General features: G+C 64.4%; 18 protein-coding genes and 1 tRNA gene. 13 read left to right on the forward strand and 6 right to left on the reverse strand.

Translation table 11 applies throughout. From position 1 onward, the window contains the following. The first annotated feature begins 29 nt into the window (after window positions 1-29). Window positions 30-998, forward strand: coding sequence for a GlxA family transcriptional regulator (locus tag ACIPY3_RS03560; RefSeq protein ID WP_400330170.1), 969 nt, complete (start codon window positions 30-32; stop codon window positions 996-998). A 38-nt stretch (window positions 999-1,036) separates the two neighbouring features. On the opposite strand, the gene ACIPY3_RS03565 is transcribed toward ACIPY3_RS03560, so the two are convergent. The 6 genes from ACIPY3_RS03565 to ACIPY3_RS03590 all read right to left on the reverse strand — a co-directional run bounded on the left by ACIPY3_RS03565 (window position 1,037) and on the right by ACIPY3_RS03590 (window position 5,705). Then, window positions 1,037-1,339 carry a protealysin inhibitor emfourin gene (locus ACIPY3_RS03565; RefSeq protein WP_400330173.1) on the reverse strand — a complete coding sequence of 101 codons (303 nt, stop codon included), beginning with the start codon at window positions 1,337-1,339 and terminating at the stop codon, window positions 1,037-1,039. Window positions 1,340-1,421: 82 nt separating this feature from the next. Further along, window positions 1,422-2,438 carry a M4 family metallopeptidase gene (locus tag ACIPY3_RS03570; protein ID WP_400330620.1) on the reverse strand — a complete coding sequence of 339 codons (1,017 nt, stop codon included), beginning with the start codon at window positions 2,436-2,438 and terminating at the stop codon, window positions 1,422-1,424. A 228-nt stretch (window positions 2,439-2,666) separates the two neighbouring features. Continuing rightward, a tRNA-Arg gene (locus tag ACIPY3_RS03575) sits at window positions 2,667-2,739 on the reverse strand. A 109-nt stretch (window positions 2,740-2,848) separates the two neighbouring features. Continuing rightward, complete coding sequence (locus ACIPY3_RS03580; RefSeq protein WP_400330176.1) at window positions 2,849-4,348, reverse strand: FAD-dependent oxidoreductase; 1,500 nt, start codon at window positions 4,346-4,348, stop codon at window positions 2,849-2,851. Further along, entirely contained in the window at window positions 4,345-5,217 is an 873-nt protein-coding gene (locus ACIPY3_RS03585; RefSeq protein ID WP_400330179.1) for an FAD:protein FMN transferase, read from the reverse strand. Before ACIPY3_RS03585 ends, ACIPY3_RS03580 begins: the two co-directional genes overlap by 4 nt. A gap of 5 nt (window positions 5,218-5,222) precedes the next feature. Continuing rightward, window positions 5,223-5,705 carry a hypothetical protein gene (locus tag ACIPY3_RS03590; protein ID WP_400330182.1) on the reverse strand — a complete coding sequence of 161 codons (483 nt, stop codon included), beginning with the start codon at window positions 5,703-5,705 and terminating at the stop codon, window positions 5,223-5,225. Between the two features lie 245 nt (window positions 5,706-5,950). Between ACIPY3_RS03590 and argS the strand changes: the two genes are divergently transcribed. The 12 genes from argS (at window position 5,951) to ACIPY3_RS03650 (ending at window position 21,191) form a co-directional block, all read left to right on the forward strand. After that, complete coding sequence (gene argS / locus ACIPY3_RS03595) at window positions 5,951-7,600, forward strand: arginine--tRNA ligase (RefSeq protein ID WP_400330185.1); 1,650 nt, start codon at window positions 5,951-5,953, stop codon at window positions 7,598-7,600. A 5-nt stretch (window positions 7,601-7,605) separates the two neighbouring features. Further along, window positions 7,606-9,069, forward strand: coding sequence for a diaminopimelate decarboxylase (gene lysA / locus ACIPY3_RS03600; protein ID WP_400330188.1), 1,464 nt, complete (start codon window positions 7,606-7,608; stop codon window positions 9,067-9,069). Further along, window positions 9,062-10,378: a homoserine dehydrogenase gene (locus tag ACIPY3_RS03605; RefSeq protein ID WP_400330190.1), complete on the forward strand. Its 1,317-nt coding sequence runs from the start codon at window positions 9,062-9,064 to the stop codon at window positions 10,376-10,378. The genes lysA and ACIPY3_RS03605 overlap by 8 nt, the downstream gene beginning before the upstream one ends. Next, complete coding sequence (gene thrC / locus ACIPY3_RS03610; RefSeq protein ID WP_400330192.1) at window positions 10,379-11,482, forward strand: threonine synthase; 1,104 nt, start codon at window positions 10,379-10,381, stop codon at window positions 11,480-11,482. A 2-nt stretch (window positions 11,483-11,484) separates the two neighbouring features. Next, on the forward strand, window positions 11,485-12,459 hold the full coding sequence (gene thrB, locus ACIPY3_RS03615) for a homoserine kinase (RefSeq protein ID WP_400330195.1): 975 nt from the start codon (window positions 11,485-11,487) through the stop codon (window positions 12,457-12,459). Window positions 12,460-12,766: 307 nt separating this feature from the next. Next, complete coding sequence (gene rho, locus ACIPY3_RS03620; protein ID WP_400330198.1) at window positions 12,767-14,920, forward strand: transcription termination factor Rho; 2,154 nt, start codon at window positions 12,767-12,769, stop codon at window positions 14,918-14,920. Between the two features lie 322 nt (window positions 14,921-15,242). Beyond that, entirely contained in the window at window positions 15,243-16,316 is a 1,074-nt protein-coding gene (prfA, locus tag ACIPY3_RS03625) for a peptide chain release factor 1 (RefSeq protein WP_400268983.1), read from the forward strand. Between the two features lie 17 nt (window positions 16,317-16,333). After that, a complete protein-coding gene (prmC, locus tag ACIPY3_RS03630) occupies window positions 16,334-17,206 on the forward strand; it encodes a peptide chain release factor N(5)-glutamine methyltransferase (RefSeq protein WP_400330201.1) in 873 nt (290 codons plus the stop codon). Between the two features lie 12 nt (window positions 17,207-17,218). After that, a complete protein-coding gene (locus tag ACIPY3_RS03635) occupies window positions 17,219-18,100 on the forward strand; it encodes an L-threonylcarbamoyladenylate synthase (RefSeq protein ID WP_400330204.1) in 882 nt (293 codons plus the stop codon). Beyond that, window positions 18,097-18,882 (forward strand): WecB/TagA/CpsF family glycosyltransferase, encoded by a 786-nt coding sequence (locus tag ACIPY3_RS03640; RefSeq protein WP_400330206.1) that lies wholly within the window; start codon window positions 18,097-18,099, stop codon window positions 18,880-18,882. The genes ACIPY3_RS03635 and ACIPY3_RS03640 overlap by 4 nt, the downstream gene beginning before the upstream one ends. Beyond that, window positions 18,882-19,835, forward strand: coding sequence for a glycosyltransferase (locus ACIPY3_RS03645; RefSeq protein ID WP_400330209.1), 954 nt, complete (start codon window positions 18,882-18,884; stop codon window positions 19,833-19,835). Before ACIPY3_RS03640 ends, ACIPY3_RS03645 begins: the two co-directional genes overlap by 1 nt. Before the next feature lie 243 nt (window positions 19,836-20,078). Beyond that, a complete protein-coding gene (locus tag ACIPY3_RS03650) occupies window positions 20,079-21,191 on the forward strand; it encodes an MraY family glycosyltransferase (RefSeq protein WP_400330212.1) in 1,113 nt (370 codons plus the stop codon). Window positions 21,192-21,235: the final 44 nt, after the last annotated feature.

A 21,235-nucleotide genomic window follows, 5' to 3' on the forward strand; every position in this document is an offset into this window, starting at 1 on the left:
AATAAACAATTTTCTGCCACAATAGAGAGATGTTGACATCAGTAGCCGTGATAGTGGTTCCCGACTTCTCCATCTTCGAGTTCGGCACTGCCTTTGAGGTTTTCGGCATTGACAGATCGGACAGGGGAGCCGGTGTTCCCGCCTTCGACTTCCGCGTGTGTGCGCCCGAACCCGGCGATGTCCGGATGAAGTCGGGGCTCTCCCTCCACGTCAATCGTGGCTTGGAGGCAACGGCGGACGCTGACTTGGTGATCATGGCGCCCTTTGGCAGGGACCAGGAAGTGCCGGAGTCTGTCTATGCGGCTCTCCGCGCTGCCCACGAGCGCGGGGCCTGGGTGATGTCCATCTGCTCGGGAGCCTATGCCTTGGCGCGTGCCGGCCTTCTGGAAGGGCGCCGCTGCACCACCCACTGGCATTACTCCCAGGACCTCGCCAGCCGGTACCCCGGAGTGATCGTGGACGAAAATGTCCTCTACGTCCAGGACGGCACCATCATCACCAGCGCCGGAACCGCCGCCGGCATCGACGCGTGCCTGCACCTGGTCCGGGTGGAGTTGGGGGCCAACGTGGCCGCAGCCATTGCACGCGACATGGTGGTGCCCCCGCACCGCGACGGCGGACAGGCCCAATTCATCGACAGGCCCATGCCTACCTGCGGTTCGGCGCCGATGGAGGCACTCCTGCGCTGGATGGTGGAGCATTTGGACCAGGAGCACAGCGTGAACGATCTTGCTGCCAGGCTCCACATGTCCCCGCGCACCTTCGCCCGACGCTTCCGCGCGGAAACGGGCGCAACGCCGGCCGCGTGGTTGAACTCCCAACGGGTTCTCCGCGCACAGGAACTGCTGGAAACCACGGAACTGAACATCGACGAGATTGCGCGTGAGGCCGGCTTTGGGCATTCGGTGCTGTTGCGCCACCATTTCACCAAAGTGCTGGATACGAGCCCCCAGAGCTACCGCAGGGCCTTTCGGGGGCAGTTGGCCGAGGCAATCTAGCGGCTGTCCGAGCTGGCGGCTGTCCGAGGCGGCGGGGACTAGCGCCGACCGCCCACGCGCCCACGCGTTTCGGCGCCCTCGGCCTTGGCGCATTCCACGAGGTCCTGCCACGGTCCGGTCACGGCCCTTTCGGGCAGGGTAGCCCGGCGTTGCCCTGCCCGGATGGAGTACATGAAACGGTCGGGTTCGTTCAACGCGCGGGCCTGGCTTTTGGCTTCCTCCCAAGGGCAGGCCTCCACCATGGGCAGCCAGCGCTCTTTTTGGTCGGCGGACACGGCCTCCACGCTCCAGACACGGGTCATGGCGGCGACGCCCCCGCTGCGTTGGATGGTGATCTTCATGTCCGGCTGCTTTCCCGTTTACTGGCCTGAGGCAGCCAGTCCGGGGCGGGACCGCAAGGAGCGCGCAATCCCGCCGGCTGGCCTAAACCTTCACCTTCACAGTGTCCCACGCCTTTCGGACGGCGTCATGCTCTACCGAACCGGCGCCGAACAGTTCCTCCGCCGTGGACAGTGTGGTCCTGGCGAACTTGCCGAACGTGCAAGCAGGGGGCAGGGAGCCGCTGGTCAGCGTTCCGTACCAAATCTGGCCCGGGGCGCCCCAGGCGTTGCCGCCGAGCTCGGCTGCCACCAAGTAGAAGGCACGGTTGGGGATTCCGGAGTTGATGTGCACCCCGCCGTTGTCGGCGCTGGTGCGGACGTAGGTGTCCATGGAGTCGGGCTGCGGGTCCTTGCCCAACACGTCGTCGTCATAAGCGGTGCCGGGAGCTTTCATGGACCGCAGTGCAGCCCCCTGGACTTTCTCGGTGAACAGTCCTTCGCCGATCAGCCATGACGCTTGCGCGGTGGTCTCCTGCTTCAGGTACTGCTCCACCAGCACGCCGAAGACGTCGGACATGGACTCGTTCAGCGCGCCGGCCTGGTTGCGGTAGGCGAGTCCGGCAGTGAACTGCGTGACCCCGTGTGCGAGCTCGTGGCCAATGACGCTGACCGACTTGGTGAACCGCTGGAACACTTCACCGTCGCCGTCCCCGAAGACCATCTGCCGGCCGTCCCAGAACGCGTTGTCATAGAGATTGCCGTAGTGGACGGTGGCGTCCAACGGCAAGCCGGCGCCGTCGATCGAATCGCGGCCGAAGATGTCCGCGTAGAGGCGGTGGGTGCTGCCCAGGCCGTCATATGCTTCGTCCGCGGCGACATCGCCCGTGGCAGCAGCGCCTTCCTTGCGTACCAGCCTGCCGGGCAGGTTCTCCGACGTGTCGGCGTCGTAGATGGTCCGCTTGGGTGGCCCGGGCTGGGCCTGCCGGGCGCTCGGCGGTGTGGACGGTGCAGGAGCCGAGCGTACGGCCTGCAGTTCCTTGATATGCAGCAAGGACTCTTTGGCAGCCCTTGCGACGGCCCAGAGCCGCGGCTCACTCCGGGCGGCAAGCTTGCGCAGCATGTATGGCGGAACGATTGAACAAAACACGGCAACCCCTTTGGCTGGAAACGTCTGGCGGGCAACTTGTATCCAGCCTAGGATCGGGGGCCGACATTATGGCCGCGGGCCTCCGGCAAGCCTCGAACTGATAGCCCTGCCTTGCGTTGCCGGGCTGTGCAGCGGGCTCCGGCAGAACGCCCGTGCGGGCATGAAAATACCCCGCCAGCTTGGCTGGCGGGGTATTCACTGTGCCCTCGATAGGATTCGAACCTACGGCCTTCTGCTCCGGAGGCAGACGCTCTATCCCCTGAGCTACGAGGGCAACCGGGGTTCCCTCCGTTGCCGGTGGGACGTCCTAGAGCTTAGCAGTCCACGCGGTGCAAAGGAAAACCGGGCGCCACCTCGGCAAACACGCAGCGGTCCTGAACGTCTCAGTACCCGGCGAACGAGTCCACATGCACCTTCCGTGCCCCGGCCCCGCGCGCGGCTGCCCGCAATGAATCCACGCTCGCCGGAGACCCGGAGACGTACACCTCCCGATCCTTGATGTCCGGAACCAGCTCGGCAAGGCGCGCCGCATCGATCCTTGGGCTGCCGGCGTCGTGCATGAACCCCGGAGGAGTGGAACCGTCCGCCAACCGGGCAATCACGTGGGCACCCGAGGCCTCCAGTTGTTCGCAGGCAGCCAGTTCGTCACGGCTCTTTGCGAGGTACAACACCACAGCGTCCCTGGACGCCTCGGACGCAAGATGGGACAGGAAAGGCGTGATCCCGATGCCGGCGGCTATCAACAGGACCGGCCTGCCGGCGTCGTGGGGCAGCAGGAAGTCGCCGCCCACGGCCGTGCCGGCCACCCGGTCTCCCGGCTTCAACGCAAGCAGCGATTTCTTCGCCGAAGACAGTGGCTCGGCAGTTCCCACTCCAAAGGTCACCTCCGGCGAGCCAGGGGCGCTGGTGATGCTGAATACCCTGCGCCGTCCTTTGCCGTCCGAACCCGAATGGGGGAGGTTGAGTTCCATGAACTGCCCGGCCGCAAACCGTACCGGCCGACGTGGTTCGAAACGGAACTCCGTGGTTCCAGGAGTGAGCTTCCGCGAGTCCTTGAACGTCAGTTCCACGCCACCGCGCTGGCCGAGGAAGAACGCCAACGCGTTGCCCACCAGCAGGGCCAGTTCGGGGGAGTTGGCAACGAAGCCCAGGTTGTATGGAACAGCAAAGATAAGGCCCACGACGGCGGCAAGCGCCAGTTGCTGCCACCGGCGCGGAGGCAGGGTCAGCGGTTCCGAAAGCATGAAGCCCACGAAGAACAGCAGGGGGCGTTGCGCCAGCGGCTGCCACAGGGCCTGGCCTGCCGTCATGCCGCGGCTGATCAGTTCAGTGAAGATGATGCCCGTGGCCACCACCAGGAAAACCGAGGCCATCAGGAGTTTGCGCGTCCGGTAAAGCACGACGAACACTCCCGGAACCAGCAGCCACAACATGGCCGGAGTGGCCGCCCACCATGTTGCGATGTTGAGCCCGGTCAATCCGGTGATGAAGGCCCCGGCAGCAGCAGGGTTGAAGATGTGCCGGCCCCGGAAGGCCAAGGCATACTTCGATGCACTGGCGAGCACACAGGCCAAGGCAACCCCGAGCATGTCCATGGCGCCGAACGCCGGCCAGAACAGGAAGTAGAGCAACAACCCGGTGATGAGCGAGGATTCTGAATGCGGCCGCGTGCGGAACAGCGGCGCCAACAAGCGGTTGGAGGCGTACGTCAGTCCCAGGCACAAGGCCAGGTGCACCAGCATTTCGGGAATGCCGAACGTCAACCAGCCCAGGACATTCAGCACCAGGCTGTACACCACCAGGATCCCCAGGACCCAGAGGATCAGGCGGTACATGGTGAAGCGGCCCAGCCACGTGTCCAGTCGCGACTTAACGGCAATCATGAGAACAGTCTCCCCTCAAAGCCGCCAGAGAACGTGGCGGCACCATTCGAAAAAACCCGGAGCCAGGAAAAGTCGAACACGGTTTCCAACGTTTCCGGTTCAACCATGAAAAGTGCCGTCGCCAAAGCATCGGCCGCCAGGGCATTCTCCGCCATGGTCCAGGTGGCAACCGTGGTTTGGATGGGTTCCCCGGTGGTCGCGTCCAGGACGTGGTGCAGGCCATCGCCCCACGCGCGCCTGTTGGCGGCGGAGGCGCACAATGCGGCATTGTCCAGTTCGACCGTTCCGATGGCCTGCTTGGGGTTGTAGGGATGTTCCAGCGCCACGGTCACTGCTTGGCTGCCGGAATGCAGCATGTCCCCGCTGCCATCCACCAGGAAATCCGTGTGGCCGGCCTCGCGCAGCACGCCGCCCAGCAAATCCACGAGTTGTCCCTTCCCGGCTGCGCCTATGTCCAGCACCACTGCGTCACTGGCCGTGATGGTGGTGCCGTCCCAGTCAAGGACGTCCTCCCAACGCGGCGCGGGCTCGGGCGTTCCCGAGGGAACCAGCGTGTACGCCGCGTCGTAGCCCAAGCGGTTCAGGCTGCTGCCCACGAGGGGCGTCATGGCACCCCGGCTGAGCCGGTACAGATCGGCGTAAACCCGGTGCAACGCCCCGGCATGCCGGGGCAGCGTGATGGTTCCAGGTGCCTTGGCCAATGCAGCGACGAGGGAGTCCGGCCTGAACCGCGAATACGTATGGTCGTAATCAGCGACCGTGCCGAGCAGTTCCTCCCGTACCTCCGGAGCGAGCTGTTCCGGCGTCGAAATGTCCCAGTGGGTACCGATGCCCTCAAAGCCGAAGGTACTCCAGCCCGGGTGCGGCATGGCTGCTACTTGGCCTGGGACTTGATCTGCTGGACGGCGTCGTTGAAGCCGCCCGAGGTCAGCGAGGAGCCGGCCACCTTGGACACATTGAGTTCATCGATGTCCTTGCCCACGATCTGGGCGGCGATGCCGCTGGCGAACTCGCCCTGGAACTTCCTGGTGTTCGGGTTGGACGGGTGCGTGGTGATGTTGACGGCCGAAACCTTGTCCCCGGCGAGGGTCAATTCGACACCGACTGTTTCCTGGCCGTTCGGAGACGTATAGGTTCCGTCGGCGCTGTACGTGCCGTCCTTGTAGGTGGAGCCGGTGGTGGTGCCGCTGGACGCAGCCGACGACGCGCTGGGGCTGGTGGTGGATTCCTGGCCGCCGTTCTGGCTGGCAGGGGTCTGCGAGGGGGCCTGCGTGGTGGGCGCGCACGCTGCAGCCGTACCAATAATGGAGAGGCCTGCGAAGCCGGCGTAGAGGGTCTTGCGGAGTGGCGTAGTCATGGTTCTGCTCGTTTCAACTGGACAAGATTCGTCTGGACAAGATTCAACTGCTGGGATGGGTCTGGATTCGGTTTGATCGTTGATGACTTCATGGCCACCTCTTACGTCTTCAACAACGTCGGATTCAGCGTAATGGTTCACCCTGTGCCGGCAGGCGTCCTTTCCTGTGTCCCCGCTGTGGGCAGGTTACCCACATACGGCCGTCCAAATTCCGCGTCTTTGCGGGCCCCCGGTAGGCTAGATGCGTGACTCCCGAAGAACTCTCCACTGCCATATCCACCTGCCTTAAGGACGCCGTAGCCGCCGGTGAAATTGCCCTGGCGGAATCTGCCCTTCCCAACGACGTCCGAGTGGAACGACCCAAGAACAGGGATCACGGAGACTGGGCCACCAACATCGCCCTGCAACTGGCCAAGCAGGCAGGCACCAATCCGCGGGAATTCGCCGGAATCCTCAGCAACCGCCTGCAGGAAATACCTGGAGTGACCGGCGTGGAAATCGCAGGTCCCGGCTTCCTCAACATCACGGTGGATGCCGCTGCCGCCGGGGCGCTCGCCAAGGTGATCGTGGAAGCCGGTCCGTCCTACGGAACCAACCAGGCGCTCGCAGGCCACATCATCAACATGGAATTCGTGTCCGCCAACCCCACCGGCCCGCTGCACATCGGGCATACGCGCTGGGCTGCCCTGGGTGACGCGATCGCACGGGTGCTGCGTGCTTCCGGCGCAGACGTCACAGCCGAGTACTACATCAACGACGCCGGTTCGCAGATGAACGTCTTCGCCAATTCCGTGCTGTCGCGGCTCCACGGCCGCGGGGTACCCGAGGGTGGTTACCCCGGGGAATACATCATGGAACTGGGTGACGAAGTCCTGAAGGCCCACCCGGACATCCGTGAATTGACCGACGAGGCCGCGCTTCCGGTGATCCGCGCCGCTGCCTACGAAGCCCAAATGGTGGACATCAAGAACACGCTGGGCGAGTTCGGCGTGGACTTCGACGTCTTCTTCTCGGAAAAGGAACTGCACGACGCCGGCGCGATCGAGGCTGCCGTGGCCCGCCTTCGGGAGCAGGGCCACGTGTTCGACGACGGCGGTGCGGTGTGGCTGCGCACCACAGATTTCGGTGATGACAAGGACCGGGTCATGATCCGTGCCAACGGAGAACCGACGTACTTCGCCGCAGATGCCGCCTACTACCTTTCAAAGAAGGACCGCGGCTTCATCGAGAAGATCTACCTCCTCGGCGCCGACCACCACGGCTACATCAACCGCCTCAAGGCCATTGCAGCCTGTGCGGGTGACGATCCCGAGGTGAACATCGAGGTCCTCATTGGCCAGTTGGTTTCCGTCAACGGTGCCAAACTGTCCAAGCGGGCCGGCAACATCATTGAGCTCAAGGACCTCATTTCCTGGCTGGGCAAGGATGCCGTGCGCTACTCCCTGGCACGCTTCCCCGCCGATTCGCCGCTGACGTTGGACCCGGAGCTGCTCAAGAAAAACAGCAACGAGAACCCGGTGTTTTACGTCCAGTACGCCCACGCGCGCTCACGCGGCACGGCCCGTAACGCGGCCGAGGCCGGCGTGGACCGCTCCGTCTTTGACGCGGCATTGCTGGATCACGCCACCGAGAATGAGCTGCTCTCCTATCTGGGCAGCTACCCGTCGATCGTGGCGAAGGCGGCCGAACTGCGCGAACCGCACCGTGTGGCACGCCACCTGGAGGTCATTGCCGGCGCTTACCACCGCTGGTACGACGCCTGTCGTGTGTCGCCGCAAGGCGATGAACCGGTCCAGGACGTCAACCGCACGCGCTTGTGGCTCAATGACGCCACCAGCCAGGTTTTGGCCAACGGACTTGAACTGCTGGGCGTTTCGGCGCCGGAACGGATGTAGGAACCATGACTGAACACTCCTCCCCGCTCGCCCCCGGGTGGCTCGCAGTACCGGAAAACCTCAATGCCCTGCAGGAACCCCTGTGGGCTGCAGGGGTTGAACGGAACCACGCTGGCGAGGTCACCATCGATGGCCTGTCCGTCAGCGAACTCAAGGCGCAGTTCGGCACCCCGCTCTTCGTCATGAGTGAATCGGACTTCCGGTCACGTGCCCGGGCGTTCAAAGACGCTTTCGACGCCGCCTTCGCCGACATTTGCGGGGGAGTGGACGTCTACTACGCCGGAAAGTCCTTCCTTTGCACCTCCGTGGCCAGCTGGGTTACCGACGAGGGCCTGCGCCTGGACACCTGCTCAGGCGGCGAGTTGGCCGTCGCAGCGCGTGCCGGGGTGCCGGGCGGCAACCTGAGCCTGCACGGCAACAACAAGTCCGATGCCGAAATCAACAGGGCCCTGGACATGAAGCTTGGCCGCATTGTGGTGGACAGCCTCGACGAGCTGGAACGCGTGGCCAAGATCGCGTCCAGCCGGGGCGAAACCGCCAAGGTCATGCTCCGCCTGACGCCCGGCGTGCACGCCCACACCCACGAGTTCATTGCCACCGCCCATGAGGACCAGAAATTCGGGCTGTCCATGGCCGGTGATTCAACTGAGGAAGCGGGCCTGTCCGCAGCCGAGGAGGCCGTGGCAGCAGCAACCTCGTACGCAAGCATTGAACTTCTGGGCCTGCACTGCCACATTGGATCCCAGATTTTCGAGCCCGATGGCTTCGCCCTCGCAGCCAGGAAGCTCCTTGCTTTCCAGTCGGCCATGCAGTCCAAGTACGCCATCGTCATGCCTGAGCTCGATCTCGGCGGCGGCTACGGAATTGCCTACACGCCGGTGGACACTCCCCGCCCCGCAGCGGAAATCGCGGAGGCGATGGCCGCCGTCGTACGTTCCACCTGCTCGGAACTTGGTATCGAGGCCCCGCGCATTTCCATCGAACCCGGCCGGGCGATCGTGGGCAGCACCACGTTCACTCTGTACGAAGTGGGAACCCTTAAGACGGTCCGCGTGGATGCCGAAACAGGGCATGAAGGCCAGGAGAACGTTACGTATCCCCGCCGCTATGTGTCGGTGGACGGTGGCATGAGCGACAACGCCCGTCCGGTGCTTTACGACGCGGATTATTCGGCCGTTTTGGCTTCCCGCGGCTCCGAGGCGGCTGCGCAGCTGTCCCGCGTAGTGGGCAAACATTGCGAGAGCGGCGACATAGTTGTTAGAGATGTATATCTGCCCGCGGATGTGGCAGCCGGTGATTTGCTCGCAGTACCGGGTACCGGCGCCTACTGCTGGGCCCTCTCCAGCAACTACAACTACCTGGCCCGGCCCGGCGTTGTCGCTGTAAGCGACGGAGCCGCCAGGCTCATTGTCCGCGGGGAAACCGAAGAAGATCTCTTGAACCGCGACATGGGAGTGGCGAATGTCTGAAGTGCGAAACCTGAAGGTGGCCCTGCTGGGCTGTGGCAACGTTGGGGCCCAGGTCGCGCGGATTCTGATTGACGACGCCGACGCCCTCGCCGCCCGCAGTGGTGCCCGCCTGGAACTGTCCGGTATTGCCGTGCGCACCATCGACGCGCCCCGTGATGTGGAACTTCCACGCGAACTCTTCACCACCGACGCCGAGACCTTGGTCAAGGACGCCGACCTGGTGATCGAGCTCATGGGTGGCATTGAGCCTGCCCGTTCGCTGATCCTCACGGCCATCCAGAACGGCGCCTGCGTTGTCACCGGCAACAAGGCCCTCCTGGCGCAGGACGGTCCCACGCTCTACGAAGAGGCGGACAAGGCCGGCGTGCAGTTGTCCTACGAAGCCGCTGTAGCCGGGGCCATCCCCATCCTGCGGCCCATCCGCGACAGCCTTTCCGGCGACCGCATCACGCGCGTGCTGGGCATCGTCAATGGCACCACCAACTTCATCCTGGACCAGATGGACAGCACGGGTGCCCAGTTCGCCGACGCCTTGGCCGAGGCCCAGCGCCTTGGCTACGCCGAGGCTGATCCCACCGCCGATGTCGAGGGCCACGATGCTGCTGCCAAGGCCGCAATCCTGGCTTCCCTGTCCTTCCACACCCGCTTCTCGCTGGATGACGTCTACTGCGAAGGCATCACCAAGGTCAGCGCCGAGGACATCGCGTCTGCCAAGGAAGCCGGTTTCGTCATCAAGCTCCTGGCCATCGCGGAGAAGATCGAGGCCTCGGACAACGGCAGCGGCATCTCGGTTCGTGTCCACCCCACCCTGTTGCCGCGCGAGCACCCGCTCGCAGCAGTCCGTGGCGCGTTCAATGCCGTCTTCATCGAGGCCGAGAACGCCGGTGAGCTGATGTTCTACGGCCAGGGCGCAGGCGGAACTCCCACGGCTTCTGCCGTCCTGGGCGACCTCGTCTCCGCCGCGCGCCGGTTGGTCCTTGGGGGGCCGGGCCGCACCGAAACCACCACGGGCCATGTTCCGGCTCTCCCGGTTGATGCCTCGAACACCAGTTACTACATCGGCCTGGACGTCGCCGACCAAGCCGGTGTCCTGGCACGCATCGCCCACATTTTCGCGGAGAACGGTGTCTCCATCGAAATCATGCGACAGACGATCCACCGGGATTCCGCATCCAAGGTTGAGTCGGCTGAGCTGAAAATCGTGACGCACCGGGCATCCGAAGCTGCACTCGCAGCAACCGTCGAGGCCATGAAGGGCCTTGACGTCATCAATTCTGTGACATCCGTACTGCGGGTAGAAGGGGTCTAAGTGGCTCACCAATGGCGCGGAGTAATCCGCGAATACGCTGATCGTTTGCCGGTAACGGAAGCCACAAAGGTCATCACCCTCGGCGAGGGCGGCACTCCTCTTGTCCACGCACAGAAGCTTTCTGAGCTGACGGGCTCCCAGGTGTACCTCAAGGTCGAAGGCATGAACCCGACCGGTTCCTTCAAGGACCGCGGCATGACCATGGCAATGACGGCCGCCGTGGAGGCCGGAGCCAAAGCGGTTGTTTGCGCATCCACGGGCAACACCTCCGCCTCTGCTGCGGCCTACGCCACGGCCGCCGGCCTCAAGTGCGCCGTGCTGGTGCCCGAAGGCAAGATCTCCATGGGCAAGCTGAGCCAGGCCATTGCCCACGGCGCCACGCTGCTGCAGGTGGACGGCAACTTTGACAACTGCCTGGACATCGCCCGCAAGCTCGGCGAGTCCTACCCCGTGTTCCTGGTGAACTCCGTGAACCCGGCCCGTATCCAGGGCCAGAAGACGGGTGCGTTCGAGGTAGTGGACTCCTTGGGCGACGCCCCGGACATCCACGTGCTGCCGGTCGGCAACGCCGGAAACATCAGCGCCTACTGGAAGGGGTACAAGGAGTACTCTGCCCCCTTCGAGACAGCCAATGGCACGCTGCCTGCGGTTTCCACCAAGACTCCGGTCATGTGGGGCTTCCAGGCTGCCGGGGCTGCGCCGTTTGTTGCCGGCCACCCCATTACGGAACCGGACACCATTGCCACGGCCATCCGCATCGGCAACCCGGCTTCGTGGGAGACTGCCGTGGCAGCCCGGGACGAATCCGGCGGACTGATTGAAGCCGTGACGGACGAGGAAATCCTTGCCGCGCACCGCTGGCTTTCTTCCAAGGAAGGCGTCTTCGTCGAACCTGGTTCAGCGGCCGGCGTCGCAGGCTTGATCAAGAAGCACGCCGCGGGCGATGTGCCCACCGGGAAGACCATTGTCATCACGGTTACCGGCCACGGCCTCAAGGACCCGCAGTGGGCCCTCCGCACCGAGGACGGCAGCGATGTCCAGCCGGTCAAGGTGCCGAACGACGTCGTCACCGTTGCAGCAGAACTGGGACTGGAAGAAAAGTAAGAGTGGAAACAACGCAGCCCACCGCGACTGATCGTGCGCTCGTCGCGGCAGGCCAGCGGCTGACCGTCAAGGTCCCCGGAACGAGTGCCAACCTGGGTCCCGGCTATGACAGCCTCGGCTTGGCCCTGTCCATTTACGACACCTTGACGGTGGAAACCCTGTCCACCGGAGAGCTCGAATTCGAGCTCTCCGGTGAGGGGGCCGATACTTTGCCTCGCGACGCGTCGCACCTGGTGGTACGCGCCATCGACCTGGCCCTGGCACGCCTCGGGTACGTCCGCGGCGGCCTGAGGATCATCGCTGACAACGTGAATCCGCACGGCCGGGGCCTGGGATCGTCTGCTTCGGCAGTTGTTGCCGCAGTAACCGCCGCAAACGGGCTGGTTCCCGAAGAGGCCCGCAAGGACCGCGACTGGATCCTGCAGCTGACCAGTGAAATCGAAGGGCACCCGGACAACGTCGCACCCGCGATATTCGGCGGACTGGCGCTGTCATGGCAGGACAGCGAGCAGTACAGCAGCACCCGCGCGGACGTCGCGCCATCGGTGGTTCCCGTGGTGGCCGTTCCGGACTATGAGCTCTCCACCGAGACGGCCCGTGGCCTCCTGCCGGCCTCCGTCGGCCACCACGCCGCTGCCATGAACTCGGGCCGGGCCGCACTGCTGGTCCACGCCCTGACCACACAACCGGCGTTGTTGCTGCCGGGCACCGAGGACTACCTGCACCAGAGCTACCGCGCCGAGGCCATGCGCCCCAGCGCCAACCTGATCGCGTCCTTGCGTGCGGCAGGTTTTGCCGCGGTGGTTTCGGGCGCAGGACCCACCGTCATGGTGCTGGCCAATGGCCCGGCTGAGGCCGATGCCGTCACCGAACACATCACCGGATTCACGGTGGCCAACACACCCGAGGTTGCCTGGCGTGTGATGACGCTGGCTGTGGACGTTGAAGGTGCTAGAGTGGAAGTGCACCGGCGGTAAAGCCGCGGGCAGTTCCCTGAATTTGGATCTCGGTGGTTTCGCCGTACCTTTCGTCAACTGTGCCAACGTCTGGCGGTGCCGTCTCCTTCCGGCCTGTCTCAGGTGCCGCAGAACTCTCTCTGTTTCCTGAAAATTCAGTCGGCTGTCCGGGCAACTGGATCCAGTGAAGACGATCAGTATCCGGCCCTGTTGGCCACAATCCATCAGGCACGGCCAAAATCAACGGTTGCAGATCTGAACTGCAGCCTAGAACAAATCATCGCGTCCGGCTCTTGTTCCGGGCGCCGTCGAGGGGGAAGGATCCTTCGTGACAGAAACCACTGAGCTGGCTTCAGCTGTGGACACCACATCTTCTGCTGCCGAGTCGTCAACGGCAGCAACCACCAAGAGCAGCGGCCTTGCCGGCCTTAAGCTCGCCCAGCTCCAGGCTCTTGCCAGCCAGCTGGGCATCTCCGGGGGATCCCGTATGCGCAAGGGGGACCTGGTCAACGCCATTTCCGCCCACCGTGCCGGTACATCCACGGCAAAGGCGCCCACCAAGGCTGCTGCCGCAAAGTCGGCCGCACCCAAGGAAACCCCTGCCGCCGAAGCAAAGCCGGCTGACAGCAACGCTCCTGCAACCGAGGCCGCTCCGGAAGCAGCGGCCCAGGAGGCACCCCGCCGTGGCCGTGGCCGCAGCCGTCGTGCCACCAGCGACGGCGTCGTGGCCGCAGCAGAAGCTGCTGCAGCTACCGCCGAGGCCGCTTCTGCTCCCGCCGCTGAGGCTCCGGCAGCGCCTGAAGCAGCTGAAGCCGGAACCGAGCGCCGCCAGCCGCGGACGCGCAACCGCCGTCGTAATGACGCTCCCGCAGCCGAGACTGCAGAGGCACCCGCTGCCGAGCAGCCGGCACCGGAAGCCCGCGGCACCGAGCAGCGCAGCACCGAGCAGCGTGCCACCGAACAGCGCGGAACCGAACAGCGCGAAGCCCGCACCGAACAGCCCCAGCGCGAAACCCGCGGTGAGCGTTCCGAGCAGCGCGAACAGGCCGAGAGCGGTGACCAGCAGCGTGAACGCCGTGACAATTCCCGCAACCGCCGCGAGGACAGTAACGACGCCGAAGACGGCGGCAACCGCCGGAGTCGCCGCAACCGTCGCGACCGCAATGACCAGAACGACCGGAACGATCGCGGTGATCGTCGGGGAGGGCAGGACAACCGGGACGGCAACAGCCGCAGTGACCGCTTCCGCGACCGCAACGAGCGTCGCCGCGGACGTGCGCAGGGACCCGATGTGGACGACGTCGAGGTTACCGATGACGACGTCCTTCTGCCCGTAGCCGGCATCCTGGACGTGTTGGAGAACTACGCATTCATCCGGACGTCGGGCTACCTCCCGGGTGCCAACGATGTCTACGTCTCCCTGGCGCAGGTCAAGAAGTACAACCTCCGCAAGGGCGACGCCGTTGTAGGTGCCATCCGTGCGCCGCGTGACGGTGAAGACCGCAACCAGCAGTCCTCCCGCCAAAAGTTCAACGCCCTTGTCCGCGTCACCTCGGTCAACGGCAAGACGCCTGAAGAACTGAAGGACCGCGTCGAGTTCGCAAAGCTCGTCCCGCTGTACCCGTCCGAGCGCCTGCGCCTGGAAACGGACCCCAAGAAGATCGGCCCCCGCGTCATCGACCTCGTGGCCCCGATCGGCAAGGGCCAGCGTGGCTTGATCGTCTCCCCGCCGAAGGCCGGTAAGACGCTCATCCTGCAGTCCATCGCGAACGCGATCACCACCAACAACCCTGAGGTCCACCTCATGATGGTGCTGGTTGACGAACGTCCCGAAGAAGTCACGGACATGCAGCGGACCGTCAAGGGCGAGGTCATTGCCTCTACCTTCGACCGTCCCGCCGACGACCACACCACGGTTGCCGAACTGTCGATCGAACGCGCCAAGCGCCTGGTGGAAATGGGCATGGACGTGGTGGTCCTCCTCGACTCCATGACCCGCCTGGGCCGTGCCTACAACCTGGCGGCACCGGCTTCCGGCCGTATCCTGTCCGGTGGTGTGGACTCCGCAGCCCTGTACCCGCCCAAGCGCTTCTTCGGTGCTGCCCGCAACATCGAAAACGGCGGCTCGCTCACCATCCTGGCCACCGCGCTCGTCGAGACCGGTTCCAAGATGGACGAGGTCATCTTCGAAGAGTTCAAGGGCACGGGCAACATGGAACTTCGCCTGTCCCGCCAATTGGCGGACAAGCGCATCTTCCCGGCCGTGGACGTCAACGCTTCGGGCACGCGCCGCGAAGAGAACCTGCTCTCGGCTGAAGAAGTCAAGATCATGTGGAAGCTGCGCCGCGTCCTCTCCGGCCTGGAGCAGCAGCAGAGCCTCGAGCTGCTGACCAACAAGATCCGGGAAACGCAAAGCAACGTCGAGTTCCTCATGCAGGTCCAGAAGACGACGCTTGGAGCAAAGTCGGACAACGACAAGTAGCTGCTCTGGTGAGCCGCTGATTCTGCTGCCCCCGCCCCTTAGCGTGGTGGCAAAGTCCCTTCGGACTTTGCCACCACGCTCCGGCAGGCCCTAAGAGAGATGACGAGGGCCCCGACCTGAGCTTGCGAAGGTTGGGAGTCATCGAACGCACTCCCGGGGCAGCAGAATCAGCGGCTCGTTCCGCTTTCCGCCCGCCTTCGCGGGTTGGCAAAATGCTCGACGGCGGCACGGGTCTCCTGAAGGATCAATGTGGGCTCCAGCCCTGTGTCATTGGCCCGACGCCGCAGTTACTAGACTTGTACGAGTCGAAAGAGGTTTGAAAATGTTTGAGTCCGTCCAGGGATTGCTTGATGAGCACGCTGCCATCCAGGCACAGTTGAGCGATCCTGCTGTTTACGCCGACCAGTCCGTAGCCCGCAAGTTGGGGCGGCGTTCTGCCCAGCTCCAGGGCATCGTGGAGGCGTACAACAAGTGGCGCGGGCTCAACGATGACATGGAAGCCGCCAAGGAGATGGCTGCCGAGGATCCGGACTTCGCTGCCGAAGTGGAGCAGCTCGAGGAGCAGATTCCCGCGGCGCAGGAGCGGCTGCGGCGGCTCCTCATTCCGCGTGACCCGGATGACGCCCGCAACGTGATCCTTGAAGTCAAGGGCGGTGAAGGCGGCGACGAGGCTGCCCTGTTCGCCGGCGACCTGCTGCGCATGTACATGCGCTACGCGGAATCCCGCGGCTGGAAGACGGAAATGATCTCCGCCACCGAGTCCGACCTGGGCGGGTACAAGGACGTTTCCGTCGCCATCAAGGGCAACTCGAACGATCCCGCCGAAGGCGTCTTTGCCCGTTTGAAGTTCGAAGGTGGCGTGCACCGCGTGCAGCGTGTTCCCGTGACCGAATCGCAAGGACGCATCCACACCTCTGCCGCCGGCGTCCTGGTGCTGCCGGAAGTCGATGAACCCGAAGAACTTGAGATCAACCAGAGCGACCTCAAGATCGACGTGTACCGTTCCTCGGGTCCTGGCGGTCAGTCCGTGAACACCACCGACTCCGCGGTCCGCATCACCCACCTGCCCACAGGCATCGTCGTGGCCATGCAGAACGAGAAGTCGCAGCTGCAGAACCGTGAAGCCGGCATGCGCGTCCTGCGGGCAAGGCTCCTTGCGCACCAGCAGGAGCAGATCGACGCAGCGAACTCCGAGCAGCGCAAGTCGCAGATCCGTACCATGGACCGCTCCGAGCGCATCCGCACGTACAACTTCCCGGAAAACCGCATCGCGGACCACCGCACCGGCTACAAGGCATACAACCTGGACGCCGTGATGAACGGTGACCTGGAACCGGTCATCCAGTCGGCGATCGAAATGGACGAGCAATCGCGGCTTGACGCCATCGGCGAGTAAAGCCGGTAGCACAAGCCATGCCGTTCTACCCTGGCCAGAGCCTCGCGGACGCCGTCCGTGAGGCCACGGCTGTTTTGTCCGACGCCGGCGTTCCCACCCCGCGGGTCGACGCCGAGCTCCTTGCCGACCACCTCCTGAACGTGGGCCTTGGACGCTTGCGTGCGTTGCTCCTTGGCGATTCGCCGGCACCGGAGGGTTACGCCGCCTTGGTGGCCGAGCGTGCCGGACGCGTGCCGCTGCAGCACATTACCGGCGTCGCCTACTTCCGCCACCTGGAGTTGCGCGTGGGACCGGGCGTCTTTATTCCCCGGCCCGAAACCGAATCCGTGGTGCAGTTGGTGATCGACCGGCTGGCAGGGGTGTCCGCCCCCAAAGTGGTGGACCTCGGAACGGGATCGGGCGCAATCGCCGGTTCGATCGCGCATGAGATCCCGGGGGCCGACGTCTACGCCGTTGAATTCAGTGCCTTGGCCCACGCCTGGGCTGCCGGCAACCTGGAACCTTTGGGTGTGACCTTGGTGGCGGGCGATCTCCGGGATGCGTTGCCCGAGCACGACGGAACCTTTGACGCCGTCGTTTCCAACCCGCCGTACATTCCGGCCGAAGCCATTCCCAACGAACCCGAAGTCGCCCTGCACGATCCCCCCGAAGCGTTGTACGGCGGGGGAGCCGACGGGATGGAACTTCCGACGGCGGCAGCCGCCTCTGCGGCCCGCCTCCTGAAGCCCGGGGGCTACTTTGTGATGGAACACGCGGAAGTCCAGGCGGCATGGATCGCCGGCATGCTGCGGCGCGCCGGCCACTGGCAGGATATTACGACGCACTTTGACCTCAATGGCAAGGAACGTGCCACGAGCGCAGTGCTGGCAAAGACCGCTCCCAACGAGTGAAAGAATAGCGCTGTGACCACAACCTACAATTGCACTTCCGATGACCAGCGGGCTGAAGGGCTGCAGCACGCTCAGCGTGCCATCAGCGAAAAGAAGTGCATCGTGATGCCTACGGACACCGTCTATGGCATCGCGGCAGATGCCTTCTCTCCGCTCGCAGTGACCATGCTGCTGGCATCGAAGGGCCGCAGCCGCCAAATGCCTCCTCCTGTTCTGATCCCGCGGATCAACGCCTTGGATGGACTGGCCACCGATGTTCCGGCTGATGCCCGGGCCCTGGCTCAGGCTTTTTGGCCGGGTGGCCTGACGCTCATCCTCCATGCGCAGCCTTCGCTGGACTGGGACCTCGGAGACACGAAGGGCACCGTGGCCCTGCGTATGCCCGATGACGAGCTCGCCCTGGAACTGCTTGGCCTCACCGGTCCGCTCGCCGTCTCCTCGGCCAACCGCACTGGCCAGGAAGCCGCGCAAACCGCTTCCGAAGCACGCCTGCAATTGGCGGAATCGGTGGAGGTGTACCTTGAGGGTGGCTTCCGGCCGGTCCAAGGCACGGCCGCCGTCCCTTCGACGATCGTGGACGCGACCTCCACCCCCTTCAAGGTGGTGCGCCAAGGAGCCATTTCCCTGGACCGCTTGCGGGACATAGTGCCCTCCGTGTTGGGCGTGGGCGAAGTGGCGGCTCCGGAAGCATCCGCGGACCAGAGCGAGGCCGACGCCGGGAGCGTCACCGAGGCAGCGCCCGACGGCGTTGCGGAAACACTGCCCGAAAGCGTTGCGGAAACACCGTCCGAAAGCGACCTTGGGGCTCCCTCTGAAACCACGCCCACAACGGCTGCGGCGGACGGGGAAACAGGACCATCGTCCGGGGCCGCGCGCGAAGCCACCCCCGAATGATTCCCGAACGCCAGCGCGTCCCCGTCCTTGACGTCGACGCCACTCCGCTGCGCGCCGACGGGGTGGTTGCAGCGCTCGGACGCCTCATCGCCGATGGCAAAACCAGCACCGTCCTGGGGCACAACCTGCACAGCGTCACATTGTTCCATTCCCGTCCGGACTTCCGTGGGCTCTATGACAACAGCGAGATTGTGCTTCTGGATGGTGCTCCGGTAGCCATGCTGTGGGGCCTTGCCCACAGGGAGCAGTTGAAACCCCTGGGCCAGGGAACCATGGCTTTCCGGATGGGATCCATGGACTGGATTCCGGAATTGGGCCGCGTGGCAGGACTGGAACGCGTGGCAGTGATCGGCGCCGGACGTGACGCCAATACCAAGGCAGTCGCCAAGCTCCGCACGATCATCCCGGGTGCTACGGTGGACGGCATGCCCGGCGAAGGCTGGGACGGAAAACTTGAGGACGCCGTGGCTGACTGGCTCGCGTCCTATCGCCCCCAACTGGTTTTGCTGGGCCTCGGCATGCCGTTGCAGGAAATGGTCCTGCAACGGAGGATCCAACAGCTGCCACCTGCCGTCTATTGCGCTGTGGGTGGAGCGATCGAACAAGTTGCCGGTGTCCAGAAGCTTGCACCCCGCTGGCTGGGACGGCTGGGCCTCGAATGGGCCTGGCGCCTGGTGCTGCACCCGGGCCGGGTGGCCTACAGAGTATTCGTTGAACCGTGGAAGCTGGCGGGCCTTTTGATCCGCAGGCGTTTCCAGCCATCCCAGACCAAAGGGAAGTAATGTCAAAACCCGTGGTGGTCGCCGTCGTGGTGACCTATAACCGGCGCGAACTCCTTGAGACAACCTTGGCGGGCATCGCCGCCGGCACGCAGGTGCCGGACGCCGTCGTCGTTGTGGACAACGCCTCCACCGACGGAACTGCCGCCTTCCTGCGCAGTTACGCGGGTCCGGTGCCCACCGATGTAGTCACCTTGAACACCAACGTGGGCGGCGCCGGTGGGTTTGTGGTGGGGATGGAACGCGCCGTTTTGGACCATGGCGCCCACCATGTGTGGATCATGGACGATGACACCGAGCCGCAACCCGGTGCCCTCCGTGAAGCCCTGGAGGTGTCCGAGGGCTACGCCCGGCAAACGGGGGAGACTCCGGCCTTCATTGCCAGCCGGGTGGTGTGGACCGATGGCCGCGACCATCCGATGAACCGCATGCGGCCGAGGATCGGCGCCGCTGAATCGGCGCGGGTTGCGGCCACTCGCGTGGGTGCGACCCAGATCCGCAGTGCCTCGTTTGTCTCCGTGCTGGTCCATGCGGAGGAGATCAGGCGCCACGGTTTGCCGATTGCCGACTATTTCATCTGGAATGACGACCTCGAGTTCACGGCCCGGGTATCCCGGCGCGGTGTGGCGCTGACAACCGACGCGTCCGTCGCCAACCACCACACGAAGGTATTCGGCGACGCATGCGCGGATCCCGGTCCCCGCTTCTATTACGAGGTCCGCAACAAACTGTGGGTCTACACGCGGTCCAACGCCCTGGCCCCGTGGGAGAAGATTCTTTTCACTGGTGCATCGCTGCGGAATTGGACGCGGACCATTGCGTCCTCATCCAACCGGAAAGTCCTGGTGGCAGGGTTCCTGAAGGGCCTGCGCGACAGCTACCGGCCGCCGCGGTCCAATGAAAAAGTCCTGGAGGGGATCTACGCCTTGCGGGACGTCACGGGTCCGCAAAAGTAGCGGGAACGCAGCTAAAAGGCGGCCAAAAGCAGGGCCGCCGGCGGCTGCGTCGCGCCGGTGGTCACGGCGGTTGGCATTAGTATCGTGACTAGAGTCCACAGAAAACCAGCAACATTCGGCACGGCCGGTGCAGGCATGGCGACGGAGTAGTTCCATTTATCCACAGACAGCGTTCCACACACCAAGCTGCCCCGAACCATTCGATTTTTCAGCGGCCACCGCGCTGCGTTCCGGAGCCGCATCATGATCATGTATCTGCTGATGGCGCTCACGGCTGCCGTGGTGTCCTATGCGGGAACATGGGGTGCCCGGGTCCTGGGCAACAAGCTCCGGCTCTACCGCCCCATCCGCAGCAGGGACATGCACTCGTCCCTGATTTCCAAGCTTGGGGGCCTTGGCATCTTCGCGGGCTTTTTCGTTGCGCTCGTGGTGGCCAGCAACTCGTTCTTCGTCAAGGACATCTTCAGGCATAACGATGCCCCGTGGGGGATTCTCGCCGGCGCCGTGGTGATCGTCGCGGTGGGCGTGGCGGACGACATCCTGGACATCCGGTGGTGGATCAAGCTCCTTGGCCAGGCCGGAGCCGCCTTCATTGTGGCGATCTGGGGCGTCCGGATGTCCGTGGTTCCCTTCATCCCCGAGCCGATCTTCATCCAGTCCGAGCTGGTCCAGATCGTCCTCACGGCAGGGTTGATCGTCACCACCATGAACGCGGTGAACTTCATCGACGGCCTGGACGGCTTGGCTGCCGGCGTGGCGACCATCGGCGGGGGAGCGTTCTTCCTGACGGCGTACTGGGTGCACCGGAACAATCCCTCAACGGACAACTCGGACCTGGCCACGCTCCTGATGGCCATCCTGGTGGGTGGCTGCATCGGGTTCCTGCCGCACAACTGGTTTCCTGCCAAGATCTTCATGGGTGATTCCGGGGCCATGCTGATTGGCCTCCTCATGGCCGCGGCCGGCGTCGTGGCCACCGGACAGATTGGTTCCGGCCTCTACGACCGCGCCAACGGTATTCCCACCATCATTCCGATCCTCCTGCCCTTTGCCGTTTTGTCGCTGCCTCTGCTCGACTTCGGCATGGCCGTGGTCCGCAGGACTGCACGTGGACAATCGCCGTGGTCAGCGGACCGCGGGCACCTCCACCACAAGCTCGTGGACCTCGGGTACTCGCACCGTACCGCCGTCGTGATGCTGTACGTGTGGACCTGCATCCTTGCCTTTGGCGGCGTCGCGTTCGCTGTCTTTCCCTGGCAGATCGTCCTGATCGTGGATGTTGCCGCGGCCCTGGTGATGGCAGCTGTCACAGCCTGGCCTTACTTCACCCGAAACACGGCGCAACCAGGGGAGTAGCCGGAAGCCCCCGGTTAGGGTCACAGTTCTATCTCGTGTAGAAT

This window comes from Paenarthrobacter sp. NPDC089714, assembly GCF_044748905.1.
In the GTDB taxonomy this organism is placed as follows: domain Bacteria; phylum Actinomycetota; class Actinomycetes; order Actinomycetales; family Micrococcaceae; genus Arthrobacter.

What these genes read in the sequence shown, in the direction of transcription:
- prfA (WP_400268983.1), top strand. Translation starts at nt 15,243, where the DNA reads ATGTTTGAGTCCGTCCAGGGATTGCTTGATGAGCACGCTGCCATCCAG.
- ACIPY3_RS03590 (WP_400330182.1), bottom strand. Translation starts at nt 5,705, where the DNA reads ATGACTACGCCACTCCGCAAGACCCTCTACGCCGGCTTCGCAGGCCTC.
- prmC (WP_400330201.1), top strand. Translation starts at nt 16,334, where the DNA reads ATGCCGTTCTACCCTGGCCAGAGCCTCGCGGACGCCGTCCGTGAGGCC.
- lysA (WP_400330188.1), top strand. Translation starts at nt 7,606, where the DNA reads ATGACTGAACACTCCTCCCCGCTCGCCCCCGGGTGGCTCGCAGTACCG.
- ACIPY3_RS03580 (WP_400330176.1), bottom strand. Translation starts at nt 4,348, where the DNA reads ATGATTGCCGTTAAGTCGCGACTGGACACGTGGCTGGGCCGCTTCACC.
- ACIPY3_RS03640 (WP_400330206.1), top strand. Translation starts at nt 18,097, where the DNA reads ATGATTCCCGAACGCCAGCGCGTCCCCGTCCTTGACGTCGACGCCACT.
- ACIPY3_RS03650 (WP_400330212.1), top strand. Translation starts at nt 20,079, where the DNA reads ATGATCATGTATCTGCTGATGGCGCTCACGGCTGCCGTGGTGTCCTAT.
- ACIPY3_RS03645 (WP_400330209.1), top strand. Translation starts at nt 18,882, where the DNA reads ATGTCAAAACCCGTGGTGGTCGCCGTCGTGGTGACCTATAACCGGCGC.
- ACIPY3_RS03560 (WP_400330170.1), top strand. Translation starts at nt 30, where the DNA reads ATGTTGACATCAGTAGCCGTGATAGTGGTTCCCGACTTCTCCATCTTC.
- ACIPY3_RS03585 (WP_400330179.1), bottom strand. Translation starts at nt 5,217, where the DNA reads ATGCCGCACCCGGGCTGGAGTACCTTCGGCTTTGAGGGCATCGGTACC.
- ACIPY3_RS03605 (WP_400330190.1), top strand. Translation starts at nt 9,062, where the DNA reads ATGTCTGAAGTGCGAAACCTGAAGGTGGCCCTGCTGGGCTGTGGCAAC.
- ACIPY3_RS03570 (WP_400330620.1), bottom strand. Translation starts at nt 2,438, where the DNA reads ATGCTGCGCAAGCTTGCCGCCCGGAGTGAGCCGCGGCTCTGGGCCGTC.
- ACIPY3_RS03565 (WP_400330173.1), bottom strand. Translation starts at nt 1,339, where the DNA reads ATGAAGATCACCATCCAACGCAGCGGGGGCGTCGCCGCCATGACCCGT.